20 protein-coding genes are annotated in these 22572 nt (G+C 39.7%); 5 read left to right on the forward strand and 15 right to left on the reverse strand.

The features are described 5' to 3' along the window. The first annotated feature begins 18 nt into the window (after positions 1-18). Complete coding sequence (locus ACZ5L8_RS11300; RefSeq protein ID WP_464437559.1) at positions 19-777, forward strand: TIGR04283 family arsenosugar biosynthesis glycosyltransferase; 759 nt, start codon at positions 19-21, stop codon at positions 775-777. Here ACZ5L8_RS11300 and ACZ5L8_RS11305 read toward each other — a convergent pair whose 3' ends face one another. The 6 genes from ACZ5L8_RS11305 to ACZ5L8_RS11330 all read right to left on the reverse strand — a co-directional run bounded on the left by ACZ5L8_RS11305 (position 778) and on the right by ACZ5L8_RS11330 (position 6764). Beyond that, on the reverse strand, positions 778-939 hold the full coding sequence (locus ACZ5L8_RS11305) for a YqaE/Pmp3 family membrane protein (RefSeq protein ID WP_462597217.1): 162 nt from the start codon (positions 937-939) through the stop codon (positions 778-780). An 88-nt stretch (positions 940-1027) separates the two neighbouring features. Continuing rightward, entirely contained in the window at positions 1028-2500 is a 1473-nt protein-coding gene (locus ACZ5L8_RS11310; protein ID WP_464437562.1) for a cellulose synthase family protein, read from the reverse strand. Further along, entirely contained in the window at positions 2497-3198 is a 702-nt protein-coding gene (locus tag ACZ5L8_RS11315) for a glycosyltransferase family 2 protein (RefSeq protein ID WP_464440948.1), read from the reverse strand. The genes ACZ5L8_RS11310 and ACZ5L8_RS11315 overlap by 4 nt, the downstream gene beginning before the upstream one ends. Before the next feature lie 74 nt (positions 3199-3272). Then, positions 3273-3488 carry a PLDc N-terminal domain-containing protein gene (locus ACZ5L8_RS11320; RefSeq protein ID WP_464437563.1) on the reverse strand — a complete coding sequence of 72 codons (216 nt, stop codon included), beginning with the start codon at positions 3486-3488 and terminating at the stop codon, positions 3273-3275. Positions 3489-3531: 43 nt separating this feature from the next. Beyond that, the gene (locus ACZ5L8_RS11325) at positions 3532-5406 is read right to left on the reverse strand and encodes a 4Fe-4S binding protein (protein WP_464437565.1); all 1875 of its coding nucleotides are present in this window, start codon (positions 5404-5406) and stop codon (positions 3532-3534) included. Between the two features lie 38 nt (positions 5407-5444). Further along, entirely contained in the window at positions 5445-6764 is a 1320-nt protein-coding gene (locus ACZ5L8_RS11330; protein ID WP_464437566.1) for an NAD(P)/FAD-dependent oxidoreductase, read from the reverse strand. Positions 6765-6907: 143 nt separating this feature from the next. On the opposite strand from ACZ5L8_RS11330, the gene ACZ5L8_RS11335 reads away from it, so the two are divergent. The 3 genes from ACZ5L8_RS11335 (at position 6908) to ACZ5L8_RS11345 (ending at position 10616) form a co-directional block, all read left to right on the forward strand. Further along, on the forward strand, positions 6908-7924 hold the full coding sequence (locus tag ACZ5L8_RS11335) for a glycoside hydrolase family 113 (RefSeq protein ID WP_464437567.1): 1017 nt from the start codon (positions 6908-6910) through the stop codon (positions 7922-7924). Next, entirely contained in the window at positions 7921-9360 is a 1440-nt protein-coding gene (locus ACZ5L8_RS11340; RefSeq protein WP_464437569.1) for a mannosyltransferase, read from the forward strand. Before ACZ5L8_RS11335 ends, ACZ5L8_RS11340 begins: the two co-directional genes overlap by 4 nt. An 18-nt stretch (positions 9361-9378) precedes the next feature. Then, positions 9379-10616, forward strand: a protein-coding gene (locus ACZ5L8_RS11345; protein WP_464437571.1) for an IS3 family transposase whose coding sequence is annotated in 2 segments (ribosomal slippage) — positions 9379-9739 and positions 9739-10616 — 1239 coding nt in all. Because the reading frame shifts where the segments join, the coding sequence is not laid out codon by codon here. A 52-nt stretch (positions 10617-10668) separates the two neighbouring features. Here ACZ5L8_RS11345 and ACZ5L8_RS11350 read toward each other — a convergent pair. From ACZ5L8_RS11350 to ACZ5L8_RS11365, 4 genes are all read right to left on the reverse strand, one after another. Next, the gene (locus ACZ5L8_RS11350; RefSeq protein WP_464437574.1) at positions 10669-13341 is read right to left on the reverse strand and encodes a choice-of-anchor I family protein; all 2673 of its coding nucleotides are present in this window, start codon (positions 13339-13341) and stop codon (positions 10669-10671) included. 108 nt (positions 13342-13449) lie between these two features. Then, positions 13450-15075, reverse strand: a complete 1626-nt coding sequence (locus ACZ5L8_RS11355) for an ArnT family glycosyltransferase (RefSeq protein WP_464437575.1) — start codon at positions 15073-15075, stop codon at positions 13450-13452. Then, positions 15072-15698 (reverse strand): lipid-A-disaccharide synthase N-terminal domain-containing protein, encoded by a 627-nt coding sequence (locus tag ACZ5L8_RS11360; protein WP_462597208.1) that lies wholly within the window; start codon positions 15696-15698, stop codon positions 15072-15074. The genes ACZ5L8_RS11355 and ACZ5L8_RS11360 overlap by 4 nt, the downstream gene beginning before the upstream one ends. Beyond that, positions 15691-16410, reverse strand: coding sequence for a glycosyltransferase (locus tag ACZ5L8_RS11365; protein ID WP_464437577.1), 720 nt, complete (start codon positions 16408-16410; stop codon positions 15691-15693). Before ACZ5L8_RS11365 ends, ACZ5L8_RS11360 begins: the two co-directional genes overlap by 8 nt. Positions 16411-16550: 140 nt before the next feature. Here ACZ5L8_RS11365 and ACZ5L8_RS11370 point away from each other — a divergent pair, with 140 nt between their 5' ends. After that, positions 16551-17015, forward strand: coding sequence for a hypothetical protein (locus ACZ5L8_RS11370; RefSeq protein ID WP_464437579.1), 465 nt, complete (start codon positions 16551-16553; stop codon positions 17013-17015). A gap of 62 nt (positions 17016-17077) precedes the next feature. Here ACZ5L8_RS11370 and ACZ5L8_RS11375 read toward each other — a convergent pair whose 3' ends face one another. The 5 genes from ACZ5L8_RS11375 to ACZ5L8_RS11395 form a co-directional block, all read right to left on the reverse strand. Beyond that, positions 17078-18055: a deoxyhypusine synthase family protein gene (locus ACZ5L8_RS11375; protein WP_464437581.1), complete on the reverse strand. Its 978-nt coding sequence runs from the start codon at positions 18053-18055 to the stop codon at positions 17078-17080. Then, the gene (speB, locus tag ACZ5L8_RS11380) at positions 18042-18983 is read right to left on the reverse strand and encodes an agmatinase (protein ID WP_464437585.1); all 942 of its coding nucleotides are present in this window, start codon (positions 18981-18983) and stop codon (positions 18042-18044) included. The genes ACZ5L8_RS11375 and speB overlap by 14 nt, the downstream gene beginning before the upstream one ends. After that, positions 18970-20370, reverse strand: a complete 1401-nt coding sequence (locus tag ACZ5L8_RS11385) for an arginine decarboxylase (protein WP_464437586.1) — start codon at positions 20368-20370, stop codon at positions 18970-18972. Before ACZ5L8_RS11385 ends, speB begins: the two co-directional genes overlap by 14 nt. A 277-nt stretch (positions 20371-20647) precedes the next feature. Continuing rightward, complete coding sequence (locus ACZ5L8_RS11390; RefSeq protein WP_464437588.1) at positions 20648-21502, reverse strand: pseudouridine synthase; 855 nt, start codon at positions 21500-21502, stop codon at positions 20648-20650. Between the two features lie 137 nt (positions 21503-21639). Then, positions 21640-22551, reverse strand: a complete 912-nt coding sequence (locus ACZ5L8_RS11395; protein ID WP_464437590.1) for a geranylgeranylglycerol-phosphate geranylgeranyltransferase — start codon at positions 22549-22551, stop codon at positions 21640-21642. Positions 22552-22572: the final 21 nt, after the last annotated feature.

Below are 22572 nucleotides of genomic sequence, written 5' to 3' on the forward strand. Positions count from 1 at the left end.
ATTCCGTATGTTTAGGCGATGCTCAGCATAATTATACCCGTTTTAAACGAGGCTAGCAACATCGCTAATGCACTCACAAAGATAACCTCGCATCTTCACCACAAAGAAGATTGCGAGATTCTTGTGGTAGATGGCGGTAGTGATGACAACACCGTAGATATTGTTTTAGCTTTCGCCAAAAGTTCTCCAGTAACTTCCATTAAAGTTATTCACTCAAATCGAGGCCGCGCAAAACAGATGAATGCTGGCGCAGATGCTTCAAGTGGTGAAATTCTTTACTTTCTGCATGCAGACTCTACTCCGCCGAAAGGCTTTGACTCTTTAATACAAGAGCAAGTGAAGAAGGGCAATCCTGCAGGTTGTTTTAAAATGAAATTCGACAACAACCACTGGTGGCTGCGTCTTGCTGGATGGCTTACAAAATTCTCTTGGCGAGCCTGTCGCGGCGGCGATCAAAGTCAATTTATAACCAGAGAACTATTTGATGAAATAGGCGGTTATGATGAAACTTTTGTGATCTATGAAGACAATATTTTGATCAACGAACTATATGCTCGCAAGAAATTTGTGGTTATTCAAGAGTGGTTAACCACCTCTGCCAGACTCTATGAAGAAAAAGGAATATGGTATTTGCAGTACCACTTCTGGAGCATTTATGTAAAAAAATGGATGGGCGCAGACGCAGAAGAATTGCATCAATATTACGTGAATAACATTCGCAATAAGCGTAATTCTAGTGCATTAAAAAAATCTCCAGAAGCCGTAACTGGTGAGTAATTAAGCTCCTTTACTGTTCACATAAAAAGCGTGGATCACACCCGGCAACCAGCCAAGAAGCGTAAGCAAAATATTTACAAGAAAAGCCGTCCCAATGCCTTGCTTCATAGCAACAGCAAGTGGCGGTAATAAGATAGTAATTAGAATAAGTAAAATAGACATTTTGTTAGTTTTTTCGTTTTCACGAAAAGTACTCAAAACCCATATCTCTTTCCCTTAAACTCTTGTGAATTAAGAAGAGTTTAGCCTTTTAAAGCCGGGCAGCAAGCGACTTAAAAGCCACAAAACCAAAGCCAGCAAAAAGCATGATATGAAAGATAAGCATGCCGTACGCTTGCTGAGAAATCCCATAATAAATTGCGAACCCAAAATATCCAAAAAGCACCAGCTCAATGATCGTATTTAGCGGAAGCTTCTTAGAAAGATATTGATTGCTCTTCCAGCCTTTTTTTAAGTCGCTGATGTTGAATTTTGGCGTACGTATAAATTCAGATTTTTTACCAAAATGCCCCTCAAGAACCGCTAGCGAATTATGAACGCTAAAGCCCATCGCAACAGAAAAGAACAAGAAAAACATTCCCACAAACTTGAAGAAATTCTTCACGCCACCGCCATGAATCCTGCGATACGCCACCCAATAACAAACAAAAAATATGATTGTGCTTACGCCAAAAAACGCGACAAAATTGAGATACCAACTAAAATCTGCATCCGTCTGCTGAATGTACAAAACCGGAACACTCAACACTGCAATGAGCAAAACCAGCAAAAACATACTGCTGTTCAACAGGTGAAAAAAGCCATGAAACTTGGTCCCAAAAGAAACCGAATCATCCTTTAAAACCTTGCTATAAATTTTTTGAAAATTCTCCGCAGCGCCTTTATTCCACCTAAATTGTTGCGAGCGCGCTGCACTTATAGCAACAGGAAGTTCTGCGGGAGTTTCAACGCTTTCAAGATATTTGAACTTCCATTTTTTCAGTTGGGCGCGATAGCTCAGATCAAGATCTTCTGTCAAAGTATCTCCACTCCAGTTTCCGGCATCAAGAATAGTTTGCTTTCGCCAAATCCCCGCTGTACCATTGAAGTTTATAAAATGGTTACCAAAGTTTCTTCCCACTTGTTCTAACACAAAATGAAAATCGAGAGCAAACGCCTGAATTTTGGTCAACAAAGAAAAATTGCGATTGAGATGTCCCCAGCGGGTTTGCACCACGCCTATTTTTTCATCCTTAAAATAAGGAACTGTTTTACGCAACCAGTCTGGCTTAGGCATAAAATCTGAATCAAAAATGGCGATGAACTCGCCTTTTGCGATTTTTAAACCTTCTTTAAGCGCACCGGCCTTAAAACCGCTACGGTCTGTGCGCGTGATGTGTTGTATATCAAGTCCGTTTTTTTGAAGTTGTTCTACCTTTTTTCCCGTAGTTTCCAGACTTTCATCTGTGCTGTCGTCCAGCACTTGAATTTCGAGTTTATCTTTGGGATAATCAAGTTTGGCGATATTCTCAAGCAAACGTTCTACCACGTACAACTCGTTGTATAACGGCAATTGTACGGTTACAAAAGGAACTTGCTTTTCGTCTGTAAGATTCCATTTCGCGGAAGCGTCATCCTGCTTTTTTGCACGCAAATAATTCACTAACAACTGTAATTGCGCCACGCTGTACAAGAAAATAAGCAGCAGCGCGAGTGAGTAAATTATGATAACAAACGTGTTCATTTAAAGCTGTATTTAAAAATCCATCCCAGGATTTTTACTCCTGCAAAGATAGCGCCTTTCACCGTGCCAGATACTTTTGAGACGCCTATGCGATTGCGGTATTTTACAGGAATTTCAGTGTATCGCAGTTTTTGTTTTATGGCTTTGAGTTGCATTTCTACCGTCCAGCCATAGGTTTTGTCTTCCATTTTTAAATGCAGCAACTTGTCATATTTTATCGCCCTAAACGGACCTAAATCTGTAAATCGTGCACCAAAAAACAAACGCATTAATGAGGTGGCAAGCCAGTTCCCAAAACGCTGCGGGAAAGTCATGCTACCGCTTTCGCGAAAGCGACTCACACGTGCTCCAATGACAAAGTCGACTTCGTCATTGATAATAGGTGCCACGAGTTCGTTCATCTGCTCAGGGAAGTCGCTATAATCTCCATCAAGAAATACGATGATATCAGGTTTAGGGTTTTGCTGCGCGACATATTGCATGCCTTTGAGACAAGCATTGCCATAACCCGGGCGATTTTCTGTAAGCACGGTAGCGCCTGCGCTTGCGGCATTAATTTCGGTGGCGTCTGTAGAAGCATTGCTCACCACGATAACCTCATCAACAAAATCAGGAATATCGCCCACCACAAGCGCGATGGAGTCTGCTTCATTAAAAGCCGGAATGATAACCTTGATATGAGCTTGCTTTGCGTTAATCTGCTGAAAATTTGGGCAAAAATAGCCTTTCTTCAGCGTTTAGACGCATATAATCTTTTTACCTGACGAGGTCTTTAAGCTTTGTTGATTTTTTGCTTACGTCCAATAGCAAAATAAAGTAATGCTCCAAGGATGCTTAGAAAGATCACGATCAGCACCCAAATAAGTTTATTGTTACCTTCAAATTCACTGCGAATGATATCGATCAAGGCAATAAGCGGCAAGATCAATCCGAAAATAGTAACGAATATTAATATTATTTGCCAAGGGCCGATCATTCCTAAGAACATACTTTTTTAATTAGTGGTTAGATGCCCAATTTAATAAAATTTCTTAAGCTTTACCGTTATTCACATAATCCATTAAATCAATATCGTTACCTAAAAGTATCTCGTTGCTGTTGATTCGGTTTTTGCGATTGTCATTTTCTAATTTAAGCACGCCACGTGGGCAGACCGCCGAGCAAACTCCACAGCCTACGCATGAGCTACGCACGATGTTTTCTCCTTTTTGGGCGTAAGCCCTAACATCAATACCCATCTCACAATAGGTTGAGCAGTTACCGCAAGAAATACATTGACCGCCATTTGTAGTAATCCTAAATTTAGAAAAAAGTCGCTGCTGGAAACCTAAAATCGCTGCCATGGGACAACCAAAACGGCACCAAACTCGGCTTCCAAAAATGGGATAAAAACCCACGCCAATAACGCCGCTAAACATTGAGCCTATCACAAAACCATAAGTAGAACGCAACTGATAGCTATTGAAGAAAAACAGGTTCATCCCTGCAAAATAAGTAACAAGCAAAATACCCATCACCACCGAAAAATAGATGATGGCGCCCTTTTTAGCATCTTTTGCTAACCTATTTCTACGAAAAACCATTACCCAAGTAAAAACGGCAGTAAGCAAAAGCGCGACAAGAAAGACAAATAGATCTTTTGTAAGCCAGACATGGTCAAACTTCTGGTATTCTTGATTTGCTGCGATTTCCATGTTATCGCCACCTTCGGCGTTGATCAATATTCCGCCGTTGCCCTGCTCAATATTTTTTAAGGCTTCTTTATTTTGACCTTCATTGACCACGATGTAATCAATATTCGCGGTCTCGCTATCAGGTAGCATGATCGCTTCCTCAGTTTTATTCACAAATACCACTGCTTTTGCGCCGGCTTCTTCCGCGGCAGCGATACGGTCAATAACGGGTTTGTCTCCAGGCTCGCTCATAATTACAACCTTATCCTGCAACTGCGACCATTTGCTTATTGATGAACTTTCGGCGCCAGCCAAAAAAGAATACACCACCGCAATGGTCATCACCGTGACAAAAACCACCACGCTATGAATCACCCAGCGCTCTACCTTCCAGGCAGACATTCGTTTATCTGAAAGATGACGATAAGGATCACCAGCAGTTTCGGCAAGTCCGCCGCAACCACAAACCCATGAGCAATACCAACGTTTACCAAATTTATAAGTTAGAATAGGTGTTATCACAAAAATACTCAGCACACCAAAGATCAACATTGCCAATCCCACACCACCAGCACTCAAGGATTCTGAAATCCTGTAGCCTGCAAACAGGTCATAATTTAACGGCCAAACATTTTTAAAATCATAATACGGCTGATTTAATCGCACCAAGATTTCTGGGATGATAAAGGCAAAAGCCAACTGAAAAAACATTACCGAAACGGTACGAATTTGCTCGTAACGATTGTGTCTGTACTTTAAAATGAACTTGTATCCAAAAACAAGAATCGCCACAGTGTACAGCGTTCCATACACAAACCACTGACTTGCAGGACCGCCATTGAGCAATTTGCTCAACGGATCAAAAAGTGCAATAAGCCCGGTGTTTTCTCCCTCTGCATTTAATCCTAAGTATTGCGGAAACCAGTACAAAACCACGTAAAAAAGTGTCAAAACGATTCCCGTGACCCAGCCTAGAATCCCTTTGCTCGACATGGATTTAAAATAGACTCCGTCGTTTTTTATCCCGGCGTGTTTACCCAGATACAACCTGTTTGAAAACAAGATCGTCCCCACAGTAATCAACCCAATTGCAAGTGACAAAAACACTGTTTTGTTCGGGAAGTTGACGTTAAATAACGCTAGCGCTAAAATGAACAAGCCCAGAACTCCTATAAAAACCGCAATGCGCTGTTTTTTTGAGATTGCTTTGGGCGGTTCGACCGCTAGCGACATGCTTTTAAAATTTGTATTCATATTTTTATTTCAAGACCTCACAGGTTTTGGAAACCTGTGAGGTCTGGCTGTTTTAAATTAAAAGCTTTTAAAATCTGTGGTTCAAGGCGTGTGAAGAATTCTGGATCAAAGTTGGCTTTCGCCAAATTTTCTACCACATGATCAATGCTTACTTTTTCAGACAGCCATCTATCAAGAACCTCGTGACGCATCCTAATCCCGAAGGTGTTTATGCCCAGAAATTGATTTGAATTCTTATCATACGCTATTGTTACCCATTTTGTGTCATCGTCATGCTTCCAGTGAAAATGTGCTTCATTTTCAGGTTTGTTCTTCTCGCTTGAAACCTGACCGTAGGTTTGATATTCTATGTCAAAAAACTTAGCACTGTTAAACCAATGTCCCGGTTTATATTTAAAGGTTTTTCCACAAATGTTTTGCGCAACGGTCTCACCCATCATCCTACCTACATACCAAACTGCTTCTATAGATTTGCGGTGCGATGGCGCATTTCTTAATTGCGCACAATCGCCAATGGCATACACACTGTCAACATTAGTTTGTAGATGTTCATCAACTAGAATTCCCTTACCACATTCAATCCCTGAATTTTCAAGAAAACTGATATTAGGCTTCACTCCTGTAGTGATCCCAACGAGGTCACAAATGATTTCTTCACCTTTTTTTGTGATGATCGCTTTTACATTGCCATCGCCGTCGTCAATAATCGTATCAAGTTCTTCGCCGTGACGCAAATCTATGCCATGCGATTTTATGTGTCGTGAGATCATTGAAGCTTCGCCCATGGGCAAAACACTACTCCAGAATCCTTCTTCGCGCACCAGCATCGTAACTGGAATTTTACGGGTGTGGAGCATTTCGGCGAGTTCTACGCCTATCAAGCCGCCGCCTATGATGACGGCGTGTTTGCATTCTTTGTTATTCGGTGCATTTTTTTCTAGCAGTTCGAGGTCTTGCTTTGTTACCAATCCCTGAACTCCGTTGAGATCTTGACCTGGCCAATTATATTTCGCCGTAAGGCTACCAGAAGCTATTATCAAGGTATCGTAAGAGAACTTTTCGCCTTGAGCGAAAATCAATCGCTTGTTCTCAACATCTACTTTTTCTACCCAAGCCTTCTTAAGTTCGATCCTGTTTTTCTCCCAGAACCAATCTTCATACGGCTTAATATCCTGCCAGCGCATATGGCCCATGTACACATACATCAAAGCCGTGCGTGAGAAAAAATGATCTGCCTCACCAGAGATTATAGTGATGCGCTTATCTGAGTTTTTCCTGATGTGACGTGCCGCGGTAACGCCGGCGATGCCATTGCCTATGATGACAACGTGCTCCATAGCAAATGTGAGATTAGGTAGATTTTAAAGATATAAACTTAAAGTGGGCGCAGGATTTAGAATAGCTCTAAATTTTTGGTAAAATCTAGGCTGAGATTTGCAGATCGCTATTGCGCTTCGAGTTAAATGAGTAAATTGAACCTATGAAGAAAAGCCCCCTTTTCCTGTTGCTTTTATTACCCGCCATGCTTCTGGTCTCGTGCTATGCGAGTCCTGTGGTTCAAGAAAAAATTAAAGGTGTGAGTTATGTGGCTTCACACGACACGATCGCTCAAAATCACATAGATCCGCTACTTAAGATCAACGCGACGCATACCGCTGTGATCCCTTATGGTTTTATACGCGACACAGCAAATCCTGAGGTTATTTTTAATACCGAAAGACAATGGTATGGCGAGCGTAGAGAAGGTGTAAAACAAGCTATTGAGCAGTTGCATAACAACAATATTAAAGTGATGCTCAAGCCGCATTTATGGATTTGGCGTGGCGAATTTACAGGCGATATGCTGTTGCCTAGTGAAGTCGCCTGGAAGCAATTTGAAGATAGTTATGCTGCGTATATTTTGCTTTACGCGAAATTAGCTCAGGAAGAAAATGTAGAAATCTTATGCATTGGCACAGAACTCTACAACTTCACAAATGCGCGACCAGCATTCTGGCGCAAGCTCATAAAAGATGTTCGTGAAGTTTACAAAGGAAAGATCACCTATGCCGAAAACTGGGATAAAGTGGATAAAGTACAATTTTGGGAATATCTGGATTATATTGGCGCAGATGCATATTTCCCGGTATCAATGATGCAAACACCTACGATCGCTGATGCAAAAAAAGGTTGGAAAACGCATAAAGAACTATTAGCCTCGCTTTCGCGGAAGCGCAACAAACCCATTCTTTTTACCGAATATGGTTACAGAAGTTCTGACTTTGCAGGCCGTGAACCATGGACGAGCGAACGCCATGATGGTAAAATGAACACCGAAGCACAAGAAAATCTATACGAAGCGCTTTTTGAAACATTTTGGGGAGAACCTTGGTTTGCCGGTGGTTTTTCCTGGAAGTGGTTTCATGATCATGATCGCACCATACAGCAAGAAAATAATCGCTTTACCCCACAAGGAAAACCTGCAGAAGCGGTAATGAAAAAATGGTACGCGCAATGATAAAATTCCTGAAGCTTTATAAATTTCAGATTCTGATCGTTTTAGGAATTCTAGCGATGTATTGCACTTTTGCCTACGATCTAGAACGTGCAGATTTTGTAAAACTCATTACACTTTATGCCGGGCTCACTTTTTTAAGCTACAAACTCATACAGCTTATGAAAGTGAACTTTACCACACTGGTGATCATCGGTGTGCTATTTAGGTTCGTTTTTCTATTTGCGATGCCTAATCTATCGCAGGATTTTTACCGTTTTATTTGGGATGGACGCATGTTGATCTCTGGCGAAAATCCCTATCTCAGCACGCCAGCTCAATGGGCGGTTACTAGTGATTATTATTTTGCTCAAGGACAACAACTCGTGGATGGCATGGGCGCGCTTAATGCTAGTCATTTTACAAACTACCCTCCTATTAATCAATTGTTCTTTGCCATGGGTGCGATGATAGGTTGGGAATCTATCAGCGGCACGCTGATCGCTTATCGTATACTGCTCATTTTTGCAGATCTGGGCATTGTGATCATTGGTAGAAAATTATTAGAAGACCTTAAACTTCCTGAACACAGAATATTCTGGTATTTTCTTAATCCTTTTGTGATCATTGAGTTTGCTGGTAATATTCACTTTGAAGGCATGATGTTGTTCTTCCTGCTCAGCGGAATTTATATGTTATATCACGGTCGCTGGTTTTATGCGGCATTATTGATCGGAGTTTCTATAAGCGTAAAATTGATCCCGCTGATATTTTTACCACTACTCTGGAAATTCCTCATCAAAGAGCGTAAAACAAACAAATTAAAACCCTCAAAGACTTCCATATTTAAGCTCCTAGGTTTTTATGTCACGGTTGCGCTTTCTGTTTTTCTCACCTTTATGCCATTTCTCACAGGATTTCTGGTAGATAATTTTGCGCAGAGTGTTGCTTTATGGTTTCAGAAGTTTGAGTTTAATGCGAGCATTTTTTACATCATACGCGAGATCGGGTTTTCTATTAAAGGATATAATGTGCTCACTAAAGTAACGCCTTATCTGGCGACAATCACATTTTTATTTGTGGTTGGGTTGTCGATTTTTGGCAAAGGTGTACGCTTAAAACCTCTCATTGCGACGATGGTTTTTAGCATCTTTTTCTATTTCTTATTATCAACTACCGTTCATCCTTGGTATGCGGCGACACCACTTTTGCTTTGTCTTTTCACACGCTACAGATTTCCTTTATTATGGGCAGGAACTGTAATGCTTAGTTATTATGCTTACGGCGTTGAAGAAGTTAAAGAAAATTACTGGCTATTAGGCTTAGAATATGGTTCGGTGGTTTTATTTATGCTTTATGAGATTTTTTGGCTGCAGCCAAAAGAAAAAGAAAAAGAAAAAGCCCCCAAGAAAATCTCGAAGGCTTATTTAGAGTATATGTCTCGTCCTGAAATAAGTTGACACAAATTCGACTTATTTATGAAAGACTCAGAAGGAGCTGAGCAGAAACGGACTCAGCGTGATTACAATTTAGGCTTTAAATTGGCGGTTGTATCTCAGGTAGAAAAGGGCGAAATGACTTATAAGCAAGCCCAAAAAGCGTACGGTATTCAAGGAAGGAGTACTGTTTTGGTTTGGTTGCGCAAACACGGTACCTTAGACTGGAGTAAACCAAAGACAAGACTTACCTGTAATACAATGAAGGAAACACCTGCTCAAAAGATCAAGAGGCTTGAAAAAGAGCTGTCAGATGAGAAGCTTAAGAATAAGATTCTCAACACAATGATCGATATCTCAGATCAGCAATACGGAACTTCTATTCGAAAAAAGTATTTGCCCAATCAATCCAACGAATCCGGCAAGAACACCGACTAAGCCTGTCACGTTGTTGCAGATTGTTTGGGATAAGCAGACAGGCTGTCTATCAAGCAGAAATGCGAGAAAGGACAAGAGCTGATGAACTTGCCTTGATCAAACCGCTGATTTTAAGGGTGCGCCAGCAAATGCCAAGACTAGGTACTCGTAAACTGTATTATTTACTCAACGTTGAGTTTGAAAAGATGGGAGTTAAAATAGGCAGGGACGCCTTATTTGATTATCTCAGGTCAGAATCAATGCTTATAAAACCAAGAAAGAATTACACAAGGACAACAGACTCTCGGCATTGGCTAAAAAAACACCCTAACCTAATGAAAGATGTTACACCCGTAAGACCAGAGCAATACTTTGTAAGCGATATTACTTACATCAAGAGTAGAGAAAGGACACATTATCTTTCCTTGGTGACAGACGCTTTTAGCAGAAAAATAATGGGCTATCATCTAAGTGATGACATGAGTGCAGAAAATGTAGTTAAAGCAATGAAAATGGCTAATAAGAGTAGAACCACATCAAGCGAGGTAATACACCATTCTGACAGAGGCTTGCAGTATTGTTCTTCGTTGTATCAAACTCAATTGAAGCGATCAAATGCGATACCTTCAATGACAGATGGATATGACTGTTATCAAAATGCATTAGCAGAACGAATTAACGGGATATTGAAGAGTGAGTTCTTAATAAACAAATGCAATACAGGCAAAGAACTCAGCCTGCTAGTTCAGCAGTCTATTAAAACTTATAATAATCAAAGACCACATCTAAGCCTTAACTACAAAACACCTAATTTTATACACAACAAAAAATCCCTTGAAGTTAGCTCCAAGGGATTGATTTAAATTATTAAAAACTGTCAACCTATTTTAGGACGACTCAATAAAAAAAGTTGATCTACTGAATGATAACTTTATTGGTTTGACCACTTTCGTTAGTCAAAATATAGGTTCCAGGATTTAAGGAGCCAACCTCAACGCTTACCGCATTTTCAGCATTTTTAAGCATCCTTCCTTGAATATCGTATAATTTATAAGTGGTAGGTTTTGCAAAGAAAACATGATTTCCTGAAGCTGGGTTGGGATATACTTTAAAAGTATTTTTCGCAACAGCGAAATCATTAACACTCATCGTAACGTTGTCTAAAGTATAAACACTGATCGTAGCGCTCACCTCATTTGCGATCACCACAAGACCTTTTTCTAAGCTGTTCTCTTCTGGCTTAACATACACGATGCCTTCTGGAGCAAGGTCTCCTGTGATATCTTCGCCAGGCGCTGTGCTACGGTTGTTGTAATATCCCTCAAAAATTGGGCTCTGTGGGTCTGTAATATCATAAACCACAAATCCGCCTACGCGCTCAAGACCTACAAATGCATACCATTTACCTTCAATCTCTTTAACGATCACAGCCTCTGGTTCTGGACCTTTATTATCGCTTCGGTTCTTGAATTCGTTCTCATCATCTGTAGCGTTAAAAATAGGATTCCATGTAGGGTCTTCTGCTATGATACGCTCAAAATCGTCGCCGCTATCATAAACCATCTTCCCAGTGTTTTGATTATAAATGCTAAATGATCTACCGCCAAAGGCATACAACTTATCATAATCGCCATCGCCGTCTGTATCGCCGTTTTGGTCAGTGAATTTAAGTTTACCTAGATTCCACGACTCAGCGAGAAGATCTGCGTTAGGAAATGCCTTAGGATCTAAAGTAATATCTCCTAGATCAACCTCTTCTTCAAGCGGATCATACTCACGTGCATCGCCTTCATTTGCCGTTACAAAATAGTTTACTCCGCCTACATTATACGTTGCGATAGCATCTGGCTGATACATCCCATAAATAGGCCAGTTTGCCATAAAGATCATATCAGATTTATTTGACGCATCTAGCGTATTTTCAGGTAAGCTATGGTCTTTGTAACCCAGTGGAAGAAGCGTGTTCATCTGCAATGCATCAAGGCCTATAACCGCCACAGCATTGTTCTCTTGCAAGGTTACCCAAGCAAATTCTGAGTCAGCCGACACTGCGATGTATTCTGGCTCTAGATCTTGTGAAACTGTAGCTCCAGGACCAAAAATGCGTATTCCGCCTGCAATAAGTTCTTCTTTCTTATCATCAAAAATATTGAAGTTTAAAGTCGTAACATTTGCAGCAGTTAGATTAGCCACTCCGCCAGAAATATCAATTACCGAAACCGTACCTTCTGGATCAATGGTATAATCACTATTAGGCTCGCCCTCATTTGCTGTTAGCACTTTTGTACCATCTGGAGTAAAAACCACCATATCTGGCAGCGAACCAACCTCAACAGCGCTCAAGAAGTTTCCATCAGTATCAAAGAAAACTACGTTACCATTAAGATTTTTATCATCAGGAACCGCAGTTGCTGCTACAACGCCATTCATCACAGCAACACTCGTCCCAGAATCCCCATAAGTAGAAAGATCGATGGTAGAAAAAGCAGTGATATTTAAAGGATCTGAAAAGTCTAAAACTTCAATAGAAGCATTGCCGCTATTCATCACAAAAAGACGCTCTGTCGCCGCATCGTGCGCCACGATCTCAGAGCCAGGATTATCTCCTGTAATTTTATAGCTTACGCCAAAATTTATCCCCAACGCCGCAGTACCCACAGGAGCATGTGCCTCGTCGTCTAGCACATAGATCGCATGCGCGCTATCATCTCCTATTGTAGCATTCGCCGCGTTTGAAAGTTCAAAACCATATAACATATCTGGAGCCGCAACTGCGTTATCTGCAAAAGTAAAATCCACTGTTTGCTCAAGATCTCCTGCCGGAGTAAATGTGATGGTTTTATCTGTGATCTCACCGCCAATGCTTGGATAAACCACTTTAATATCTACAGTAACATCTGCAGATGGAGCTTCAGAGATCATAACGACTATTGAAGCGTTCTCACCTTCATTTACCACTGTAGATTCTTCTTTAAAATCGATCACAGGGTTAGCCACAGTAGCAGCAGTAAAAGATCCTAAAGCTACAATAGTAGAAAATGAAGTACCGCTGTTACATGTTCCTTGACCATCAAGCGCGTCAATAGCAGAAATAGTAAATTCTGACACATCAAAATTACCACCATTAGCAACAGAACCGCTGTTACGCAGATAATAACCATCTACATGTTCCCAGCTTTCACCAGAACCGTCTTTACCTTCTCCCCCAAAACGATCAATAACATTAGAAGATGCATCAATGATCTGGAAGCCATCATCACCATTACTAGAGATCGTTCCGCTCTGGATAAGATTATCTTTTACACCAAACTCGCCTTCAAAAACTGTTTGATTATTGGTGATATAAATAAAGGCATCTTCAACTTCTCCTAAAGAAGAAAGGTCGATATCGCTACCAAAACCACCTCCATTTGCCATTCTTTGAACAGCCCAACCGCTAAGATCGATCTTGCCGTCAATATAAATTTCAAGAACGCGCCCGTTTGCGCTAGGACAAGTACTATCTACATAACCCGTTATCAAAGCGCTCTGCCCAAAAGCAACAATAGATATTAGAGAAAGTAGAAAAAATGAGTAGAGTTTTTTCATAAACTGTTTGTTTAAGATTAGTTAGGCTCTAAAATTAACCTTGATTAACAGCTTGAAGTTTAAGCCTAAGTTATCTTAAACTTAATTTCACGTAAAGAATACGCTTATTTATTTTTTGCTCACCTTATACATATGCGCCACCCGTCTATCTTTATGATTTCGATTTGTGGCAGGTAAAACATTACCATCTATAATTTCAAGATTTTCAATGGTATAGTCCTTAAAAGTGGCTTCAAAATCTTCAATTCTAGCATGATCTAGAAGTAAAATAAATTCATTTTCTGCTGGGATCTCTATTCCGTTTACACCTTCAATTGACGGTAAAGGTTGACCAAGATCCCACAGCAATTCTGGCGAACCATTATCATACACATACACCGTTTCACCTTGTTGTTGCAGCGCTGTTATTTTTGGCGCAAGCCTATCAAAATCTGGATTTGTATACGTCACGCGCATCACCGGAAATCCAAAAACTACCACACAGCAAAGAAATGCGATCACACACCAGAAGACGCGAGCGATATTTTTTTGGCGCAAGCCACGTAGCATTAAAACTGCAACAATAATAAGGCTCAAGGCCAAAAGAACGTACCAAACCCAAAGTCCGTTAAGATCGAGAAAAAACATTCCCGCAACGCCAGCTAAGAGGCCGGCACCGGCGATCACAATAAAATTAAAATACACCGGAAGCTTCTCAAACTTATTTGTAAAATCCTGAAAGTTCTCAATGATATATTTGATGTAAAAACTGGTATTTAAGGCCAGCGGAATCAACACTGGCATGAGATATCGAGATTTTTTATCTGGAATGATCGATAGCAAAACCACAGCGGCGAGCGTCCACCACAAGGTGAATTTATAAGCTTGCAGATCCTTCACTTTAGTTTTTAAATAAGGATATAACAAACTCACAAATGCCGGAATCGTCCAGATACCGCTTTGAGTGAAGAACGACCAATAATAATAAAATGGTCTCACATTGCGATTACCTCGTGCAGCAGCCTCTTGCGCAAGGACTTTAGTAAGCGTATCGTGATCAAAAAAGTAAACTATTAATCCCCAAGACAATCCCACGATGAGCGCCATCAAGATCAAAACCGTAAGCGGCAGTCCTTTTTTACGATTGAATTTTGGGCGATACACCGCGATATACGCGATAATAAAAGGCAGTAGCAATGCATAGTGAGAAACTGGCCCTTTGCTGAGAAAGGAGAACCCGATGAAAATTCCGGCGCAAGCCGCATTAGCATACACTTTATTACCTTTTAAGAAATGCCATAAACAGTAAATTCCCATCACTGTAAATGCATGACAATAAATATCCCAAGTACCATTGCGTCCAGCAAAAACAATATAAAATGAAGTCGCCAATATCAATGCTCCGGTAAGTGCCTGAGCGGCATCTTTAAAGATCTCTTTACCCACTTTGTAACCAGAAACCGTAAGCAGTGTCGCCATTAACGCTGCGGGTAAACGCAACGCCCAAATTTTACTAAACCCAAATATCATCCCGAACGCAGCTGTAAACCACGTGGGCATAGGTGGTTTTTGATAGCGCGGCACACCATTGATCGTGGTAAATATCCAGTTGCCACGCTCTGCCATATCGCGTGCAGTCACAAAATTGCGCGCTTCCATAATGTTTTCATACATCACTCCCAGATGCGGGAAAAAGATGCACAAACAAACAAGAAGCAAAAGCGGAATATGATATTTTTCGGGGACTAGGATCATTTATCTTCACCAAAGGACAACCTAATATTTCTTGTGTAAATGATCGATCCCATGAGGTGTCCTATAAATAACACGGGATCTTTACGTATTATGGCATACGCCAAAATCATTACCGCGCCTATCAAACTAAGCATCCAGAAGCCTAGCGGCAATGATGATTTTTTTCTTCTTTCAGAATAAATCCATTGATAGATAAAACGACAAGTAAATACTACTTGCGCAATAATACCCAGCAGCAATAACCACAACGGGATATTCTCATTCCTGAACAATTTATCAATATCGTAAGCGCCGTTGTTGTAAGAATAAATAATGATCAAGACCGGAAAGATCCATAGGAAATATTGGATCACCTTAGGGTTACGTGCCCATTGCCCTTGCAGTTGCAAATTTCTTATGTAAATAAAATACGTAAGCGTCTGCCCCAGCATGATCGCAAAATCTTCGCGCAGATATCCATAAACAAAAAGTAAGAAAGAAGCTCCCAGACTTAACCACCAGAAATTGGCCGGCGTTAAAACCTTTTTAGATTTTTCAGAGAGAATCCATTGAAGGATCAATCTCCCGCTAAAGAGTATCTGGGCAAGAAAACCTATAACATATATCCACCAGGCACTAGTCATCAGACTTTTTTGCTACCGTATAGTTAATGTATTTTTTCTTCATCCATAGATACGCAAAACAGTCCATTAAAGGACCTAGCAGCCTATTCCAAACCCCGAAGTGCGCTTTACCCGCCACTCTAGGAAAATGCCTAATAGGCACTTGCAAAACTTTACCTTCTTGCAACATGATCATCGCTGGTAAAAAGCGGTGCAAGCCTTTAAACATTGGGATGCGCTTTGCATAGTCTGTTTTAATGATCTTAAGCGGGCAACCCGTATCATCCATACCATCATGCGTAAACGCACGACGTATACCATTTGCGATACGACTGCTCATATTTTTCACAAAACTATCCTTACGATCAGCCCGATGACCAGTTACTAAGTCATACTCACCAATAGAAGGAATAAGTTTATTAAAATCATCAGGAGTGGTCTGCAAGTCACTATCAATATAACCCGTAAAGGCAGTGTCAACATGATCAAAACCTGCTTTGATCGCTGCGCTAAGACCTCTATTTTCTTTAAAAGAAACATATTCAAAGCCGGCACTACGCTTACAGATCTCTTCAATAAGCTGCTGACTTGTATCTGTAGAACCATCATTCACAAAAAGCACCTTTGTGGGCAGCAAAGCAACCTCAAAAAAGTTTAAAAACGCTTTTTCAACCCTTGGGAGGTTTTCTTCTTCATTATGTACGGGAACAATTACCGTGAGTTGATACGACATGCCTTTATTTGAAAACCGCAAAAGTACGTTTTTTACAAACAGGATGCGGGTAAAGATATTTTGGCTTTAAGCCAAAAAAAGACACACGAACCAACAAAAAGCAATATCTTTAAGATTATCAATCATTTAAATCACATCGCATGCACAAGATCGTATTATTACTGATGCTGTTTCCGGCTATCATACTAGGTCAGGAAACTCATGACAAAAATCTACCAGAATATTTTTTGAACGGTGAGAAAATAGAAATGGGAAAATCATTTATAAACACAGAAAACATCATTGACGTTAGCGTGAAGAAAAACACTGATAATGGTCAAATCTTTATAACAACAAAAGACGCTGTTACGTTTGTAAATCTTATTCAGCTTTCGCAAGAAAATGACATTAATGGTAGTAATGCGCTTTTCTTAATCAATGGTAAGCCTATAAACAAGCCGTCTGAAGTGGTCTTTGACAAAAGTCTTTTAAAAACGATCGCTTATGAAGAGAGCACGACTTTTGAGAATATTAAAAGCGATTTTAAGATCATAATGATAGAAACTAAAGACACCGAAAAAGAAAAATCAGAAGGCGAAGTTATAATACGTGGCGTCGGAAAATAACTCACAAAAACAAAAAACCTCATCATTGCTAATGAGGTTTTTCTTTTTTATACGATCTCTAATTACATATCTAGAAGATATGCGAAGATCAACGGCGCTACGATGGTAGCGTCACTTTCTATAATAAATTTAGGAGTATCAATATCTAATTTACCCCAAGTGATCTTTTCATTAGGCACTGCACCTGAATATGATCCATAACTTGTGGTAGAATCTGATATCTGGCAGAAATAACTCCAAAATGGTGTATCCTCACGCTCCATATCTTGATATAACATTGGCACTACACAAATAGGGAAATCTCCTGCGATACCACCACCTATTTGGAAGAATCCTATTCCGTTTTTAGAATTATCTGTATACCAATCTGCAAGAAAAGTCATGTATTCAATACCAGACTTCATTGTGCTTGCTTTAAGTTCGCCTTTGAGCACATAAGAAGCAAAAATGTTACCCATTGTACTGTCTTCCCAACCAGGAACTACGATAGGTAGATTTTTTTCCGCGGCAGCGTACATCCAAGAATCCTTAAGATCGATCTCGTAGTATTCTTCAAGAACACCACTTAACAACATCTTGTACATAAACTCATGCGGAAAATAGCGCTCACCAGCATCCTCTGCGTCTTTCCAGATCTTGAAGATATGCTGTTGTAAACGACGGAATGCTTCTTCCTCAGGAATACATGTATCTGTAACACGGTTTAAACCCTTTTCAAGCAATTCCCACTCTTCCTGAGGCGTAAGATCACGATAGTTTGGCACGCGCTTGTAATGTGAATGCGCCACAAGATTCATGATATCTTCTTCAAGATTTGCCCCTGTACAAGAAATGATCTGTACTTTATCCTGGCGTATCATCTCTGCAAAGATCTTACCCAGTTCTGCAGTACTCATCGCTCCCGCAAGAGACACAAGCATCTTTGCACCGCTCTCTAATTGTTCTTCGTATGCTTTTGCTGCATCCACAACGCTTGCTGCGTTAAAATGCAGGTAATATTTTTCTATAAATTGTGAAATACTTCCTTTAGTCTTCGTCATTTAGATCAAATTTTGACACATTAGTTTTTCCTGATTTTGACACATAGCTGTTATCATAATCGTCTTCTATTTCTTCTCCTTGAAACTTATAGCTTAGCATTTTGTAATACAATTTCGCCGCAAGGAAATCTGAAGATTTATCAACCTCGTTAGGGCAAAGTTCAACAATATCGAACCCTACCACGTTTTTCTCCTCAAACACACGCTTTAAGAAATCCATCGTCTCATACCAGAACAGTCCGCCTGGCTCTGGCGTACCGGTAGAAGGCAAAATTGATGGATCAAAAGCATCTAGATCAAAGGTGATAAAAACATTATCAGTACAAAGATCGATCACATTATCAACCCAATATTCATCTGACGCCATCTCGTGTGCAAAAAAGGTTTTATCCTCATCCATCACAGTTTTCTCAAGCACATCCATACTACGAATTCCTACCTGAATAAGGTTTGTAGTTTGGCTTGCTTCATAAACAGCACAAGCGTGATTGCAAGAAGAACCCTCGTACTCTTTACGAAGATCGGCATGCGCATCTATATGCAACACGGTAAGATCATCAAACAGTTCACTAAACGCGCGAATACTGCCTATTGAAATAGAATGCTCACCACCAAAAAGCGTCACGAATTTATTGCGCTTAATGTATTGTTTTGTGGTTTTGTGTACCGCATCAACCATTGCTTCTGGAGATGCATTTTCTTTTATGGCTTCCGCCAAAAATACGCCCTGCTGGTAAACCTCTGTATCGGTCTCGATATCATAAAGCTCCATGTTCTCGGCTGCATGCAAAAACGCCTGTGGGCCTTTGTCTGCACCTTTTTGCCATGTACTTGTCCCATCATAAGGAACTGGGATCAATACGATTTTCGCATTGTCTAACTTGGCAAACTCATCCGGAATGCCAGCAAAGTTTTTAGTTGTACTCATAACCTAAGATTTTAAGCAAATCTTCTGCTTTTTGTTGTTCGTTAAATATTTGTGTTGTGATATTTCCATCATCATCCTTATCAATAAGAATGTGTTTAGGTTGCGGGATCAGGCAGTGTTGTAAACCACCATAACCACCTATTGTTTCTTGATAAGCTCCTGTATTAAAAAAGCCTATATACAATGGTTTTTCTTTTTTATATCTAGGTAAATAGATCGCGTTACTATGTTGCTCACTATTGTAATAATCATCACTATCGCAAGTAAGACCGCCTAGAAGTACGCGCTCATATTCTTCATCCCAGCGGTTAACCGGTAGCATGATAAAGCGTTTTGAGATTGCCCAAGTATCTGGAAGTGTCGTGATAAAACTACTGTTTATCATATTCCACTTCTCACGATCGTTCTGTTGTTTTTGATACAACACTTCATAGATCGCACCTCCACTCTCACCTACGGTAAAACTCCCGAACTCAGTAAAAATATGCGGAACAGGAACCTCAGCTTCTTCACAAGTGATCTTGATCTGATTTAAGATCTCATCTACCATGTATGCGTAATCGTAATCAAACGCTAATGAGTTTTTAATAGGGAAACCACCACCAATGTTCAAACTATCTAGAGTAGGACAGATCTTCTTAAGGCGTGTGTACACCTTAAGACATTTTATCAATTCGTTCCAGTAATACGCGTTATCACGAATACCCGTATTGATAAAAAAGTGAAGCATCTTCAGCTCTACCTGATCATTATTCTTGATCTGGTCTTCATAAAAAGGAACAATGTTTTTATACCCTATTCCTAACCTAGAGGTGTAGAACTCAAACTTTGGCTCTTCTTCAGATGCAATGCGAATTCCTACTTTAAAGTCAGAGTTTATTTCGCTGCTAAGCAAATCTAGCTCCTCATAGTTATCGATGATAGGAACGCAGTTTTGATGCCCACCATTGATAAGGCCAGCAATATTCTTGATGTATTGATCACGCTTAAAACCGTTGCAAATCACATATGTTTTATCACTGATCTTGCCTGTTTCCTTAAGCTTTTGCACAATATTGATATCAAAGGCAGAAGAAGTCTCGATATGTATATCGTTCTTCAAAGCCTCATCAAGCACATGTTTAAAGTGTGAACTTTTTGTGCAATAACAATAGTTATACGAGCCTTTGTAATCATGTTTCTCGATCGCATCTGCAAACCATTTTTTTGCACGATTGATGTTCTCTGAGATCTTAGGCAGGTAGCTAAACTTTAACGGCGCTCCGTACTCTTTAATGAGTTCCATGAGGTCAATACCATGAAACTGTAATTTGTTCTCATCCAGTTTAAATTCTTCGGTTGGGAAGTAAAAAGACTGGTCAATTAAGTCTATGTATTTAGTATTCATTGATTGCTATAAAGCTGAAAATTATCTAAAGCTATTTGTTTTTAGCCTTAAAAAGGTATTAAGAATTTGTGAAAAATGTAAAAATCAATCAAGAAGTCGCAAACCTTCGTGTATGGATGCGACGATTTTTTCAACTCAGGATTGAGTTAAAGAAGGGCATAAAGCCTATATTTTGAGGTGTTTTGGTCATTTATCTATTCCGCTTTCGCGAAAGCTATAATTACACCACAAATGAGAGATAAAAAAAATTAATATGCAATACCCTAGAAAAAATTTTCTAGAGCATTTTAAGAGTATTGATCTCTAGTTGCGTAAGGATGCGATACTTACCACGTGGAAGATCTTTTTTAGTAAGATTACCCATAGTAACACAATCTACACGCACTACTTGATAATTGAAGTGCTCAAAAATCTGTCTTATGATTCCGTTACCGGTGTTTTTAATACGCAAGCCCACCTCTGTATGTGGCGCACCGTCTACGTAGCTTATTTCGTCAACAATGATATCCTTACCTTCAAGATTAAAACCAGCTTTAATTTTATCAAGATCATCACCTTTAAGGTTTTTATCAAGACCTACATGAAAAAGTCTAGGTAAACCAGCTTTAGAATTCAGAAGCTTATTTGTAAGCTGAGTATCGTTTGTAAAAAGTAAAAGACCAGTAGCGTTGCGACCCAATCTTCCCACGGGCTTGATAGCTGCCGTTGTAGCATTTGCCACAAGATCCATAACGGTCATTCCCTTTGCATTACTTGTAGTAGTTGCAAAACCCTTAGGCTTATTAAGTAACACATAACTCATAGGTTCTGGATTGATCCTTCTACCGTCAAAACGAACATCATCAGTAAGATTTACTTTATACCCCATCTCATTGATCACCTTACCGTTTACAGTAACCTGACCTGTAGAAATATAAAGATCTGCCTCACGACGAGAGCAAATACCACTATTTGCGATATATTTATTAAGACGTATCCCGCCTTTGTTCTCTGCTTTAGTTTCACCACGGCTGCTATTTGCAGCAGCTTTTTTCACTGGAGCATTCCCTCTGCTTTGACTCTCGCTACGCTTATTTTTAAATCCTCTACCAGAAGATTTTCCTCCTCTTTTACTCCCTTGATGTCTGCTCATGGCGTCTTTTAATTTTTTGCAAAGGTACTGAATTGATTTTGGTATTTTTTATCAAAGTAAAAACGCATCAATAAATATATTAACCTCTTAAATACAATAAGTTGCGTGATTTATTTTTTGGCTTCAAGCCAAAAAACTTAAAAAATCCTATTGATCACCGTATCCATATCAATGAAAAGAATACAAAAAACGCCGAAAACGATGATGAATTTTAAAATGTTGTGCAACACGAGATAATGTAGTTTTTCTCGAGATTTCCACACCATAAACAGAAAGACTACTAGGAGAATTATACTCAGATAAAAATAGTAGATCATGTGCCCCACATCATAATAATTCACCAATAAGTAGATGGGCACTGCTGTGAGAAGTAACAATCCTGTGATATTTAATTTTGCCCATTTTTCTCCCCAGACTACAGGTATCGTTCTATAATTAAGCGCAAGATCGCCTTTAATATTCTCTAGATCTTTAATGATCTCTCGCATTGAGAGTATTAAAAACAAGAACATGGCGTGCACAAAGATCACCTGCTGAAAATTGCCATAATAGATAAAAACCACAAAAAACGGAGTGATAGATAAAATCGCTGAGGTTATGTTACCCAGCAACGGGATTTTCTTAAGCTTATGACTGTAAAACCAAATGCCAAAAATGTAGATAGAGAAAAACAAAACCGCTCTAAACGATACATAACTCGCCACGATTACTGACAAGAAATTAAGCACAAAATATAGTGCTAAGATCTTCTTCTGACTTATTAAATGATCAAGTTTAGTTTTTGTGGGTCTATTGATCAAATCCTTCTCACTATCATAAAAACTATTTATGATATATCCGCCAGCGATCACCATTGAAGATGCTAGGATCAAAAGAAAAAGATTGGGATCAAAAAGCACATCCTTAACCGGAAGATCTGGTGCTAAGATGTAAATAGATGTAAGATACTGAGCGATCACAATAATGAGAATATTATAACCACGTACCACTGAGAATAAACTCAGGAATTTGAGTAATAATAGTCTGTTTTTTCGGCTGATGAGGGCCATGACCGCAAGATTAAGAAAGCG

It is taken from the genome of Leeuwenhoekiella obamensis (genome assembly GCF_055391795.1).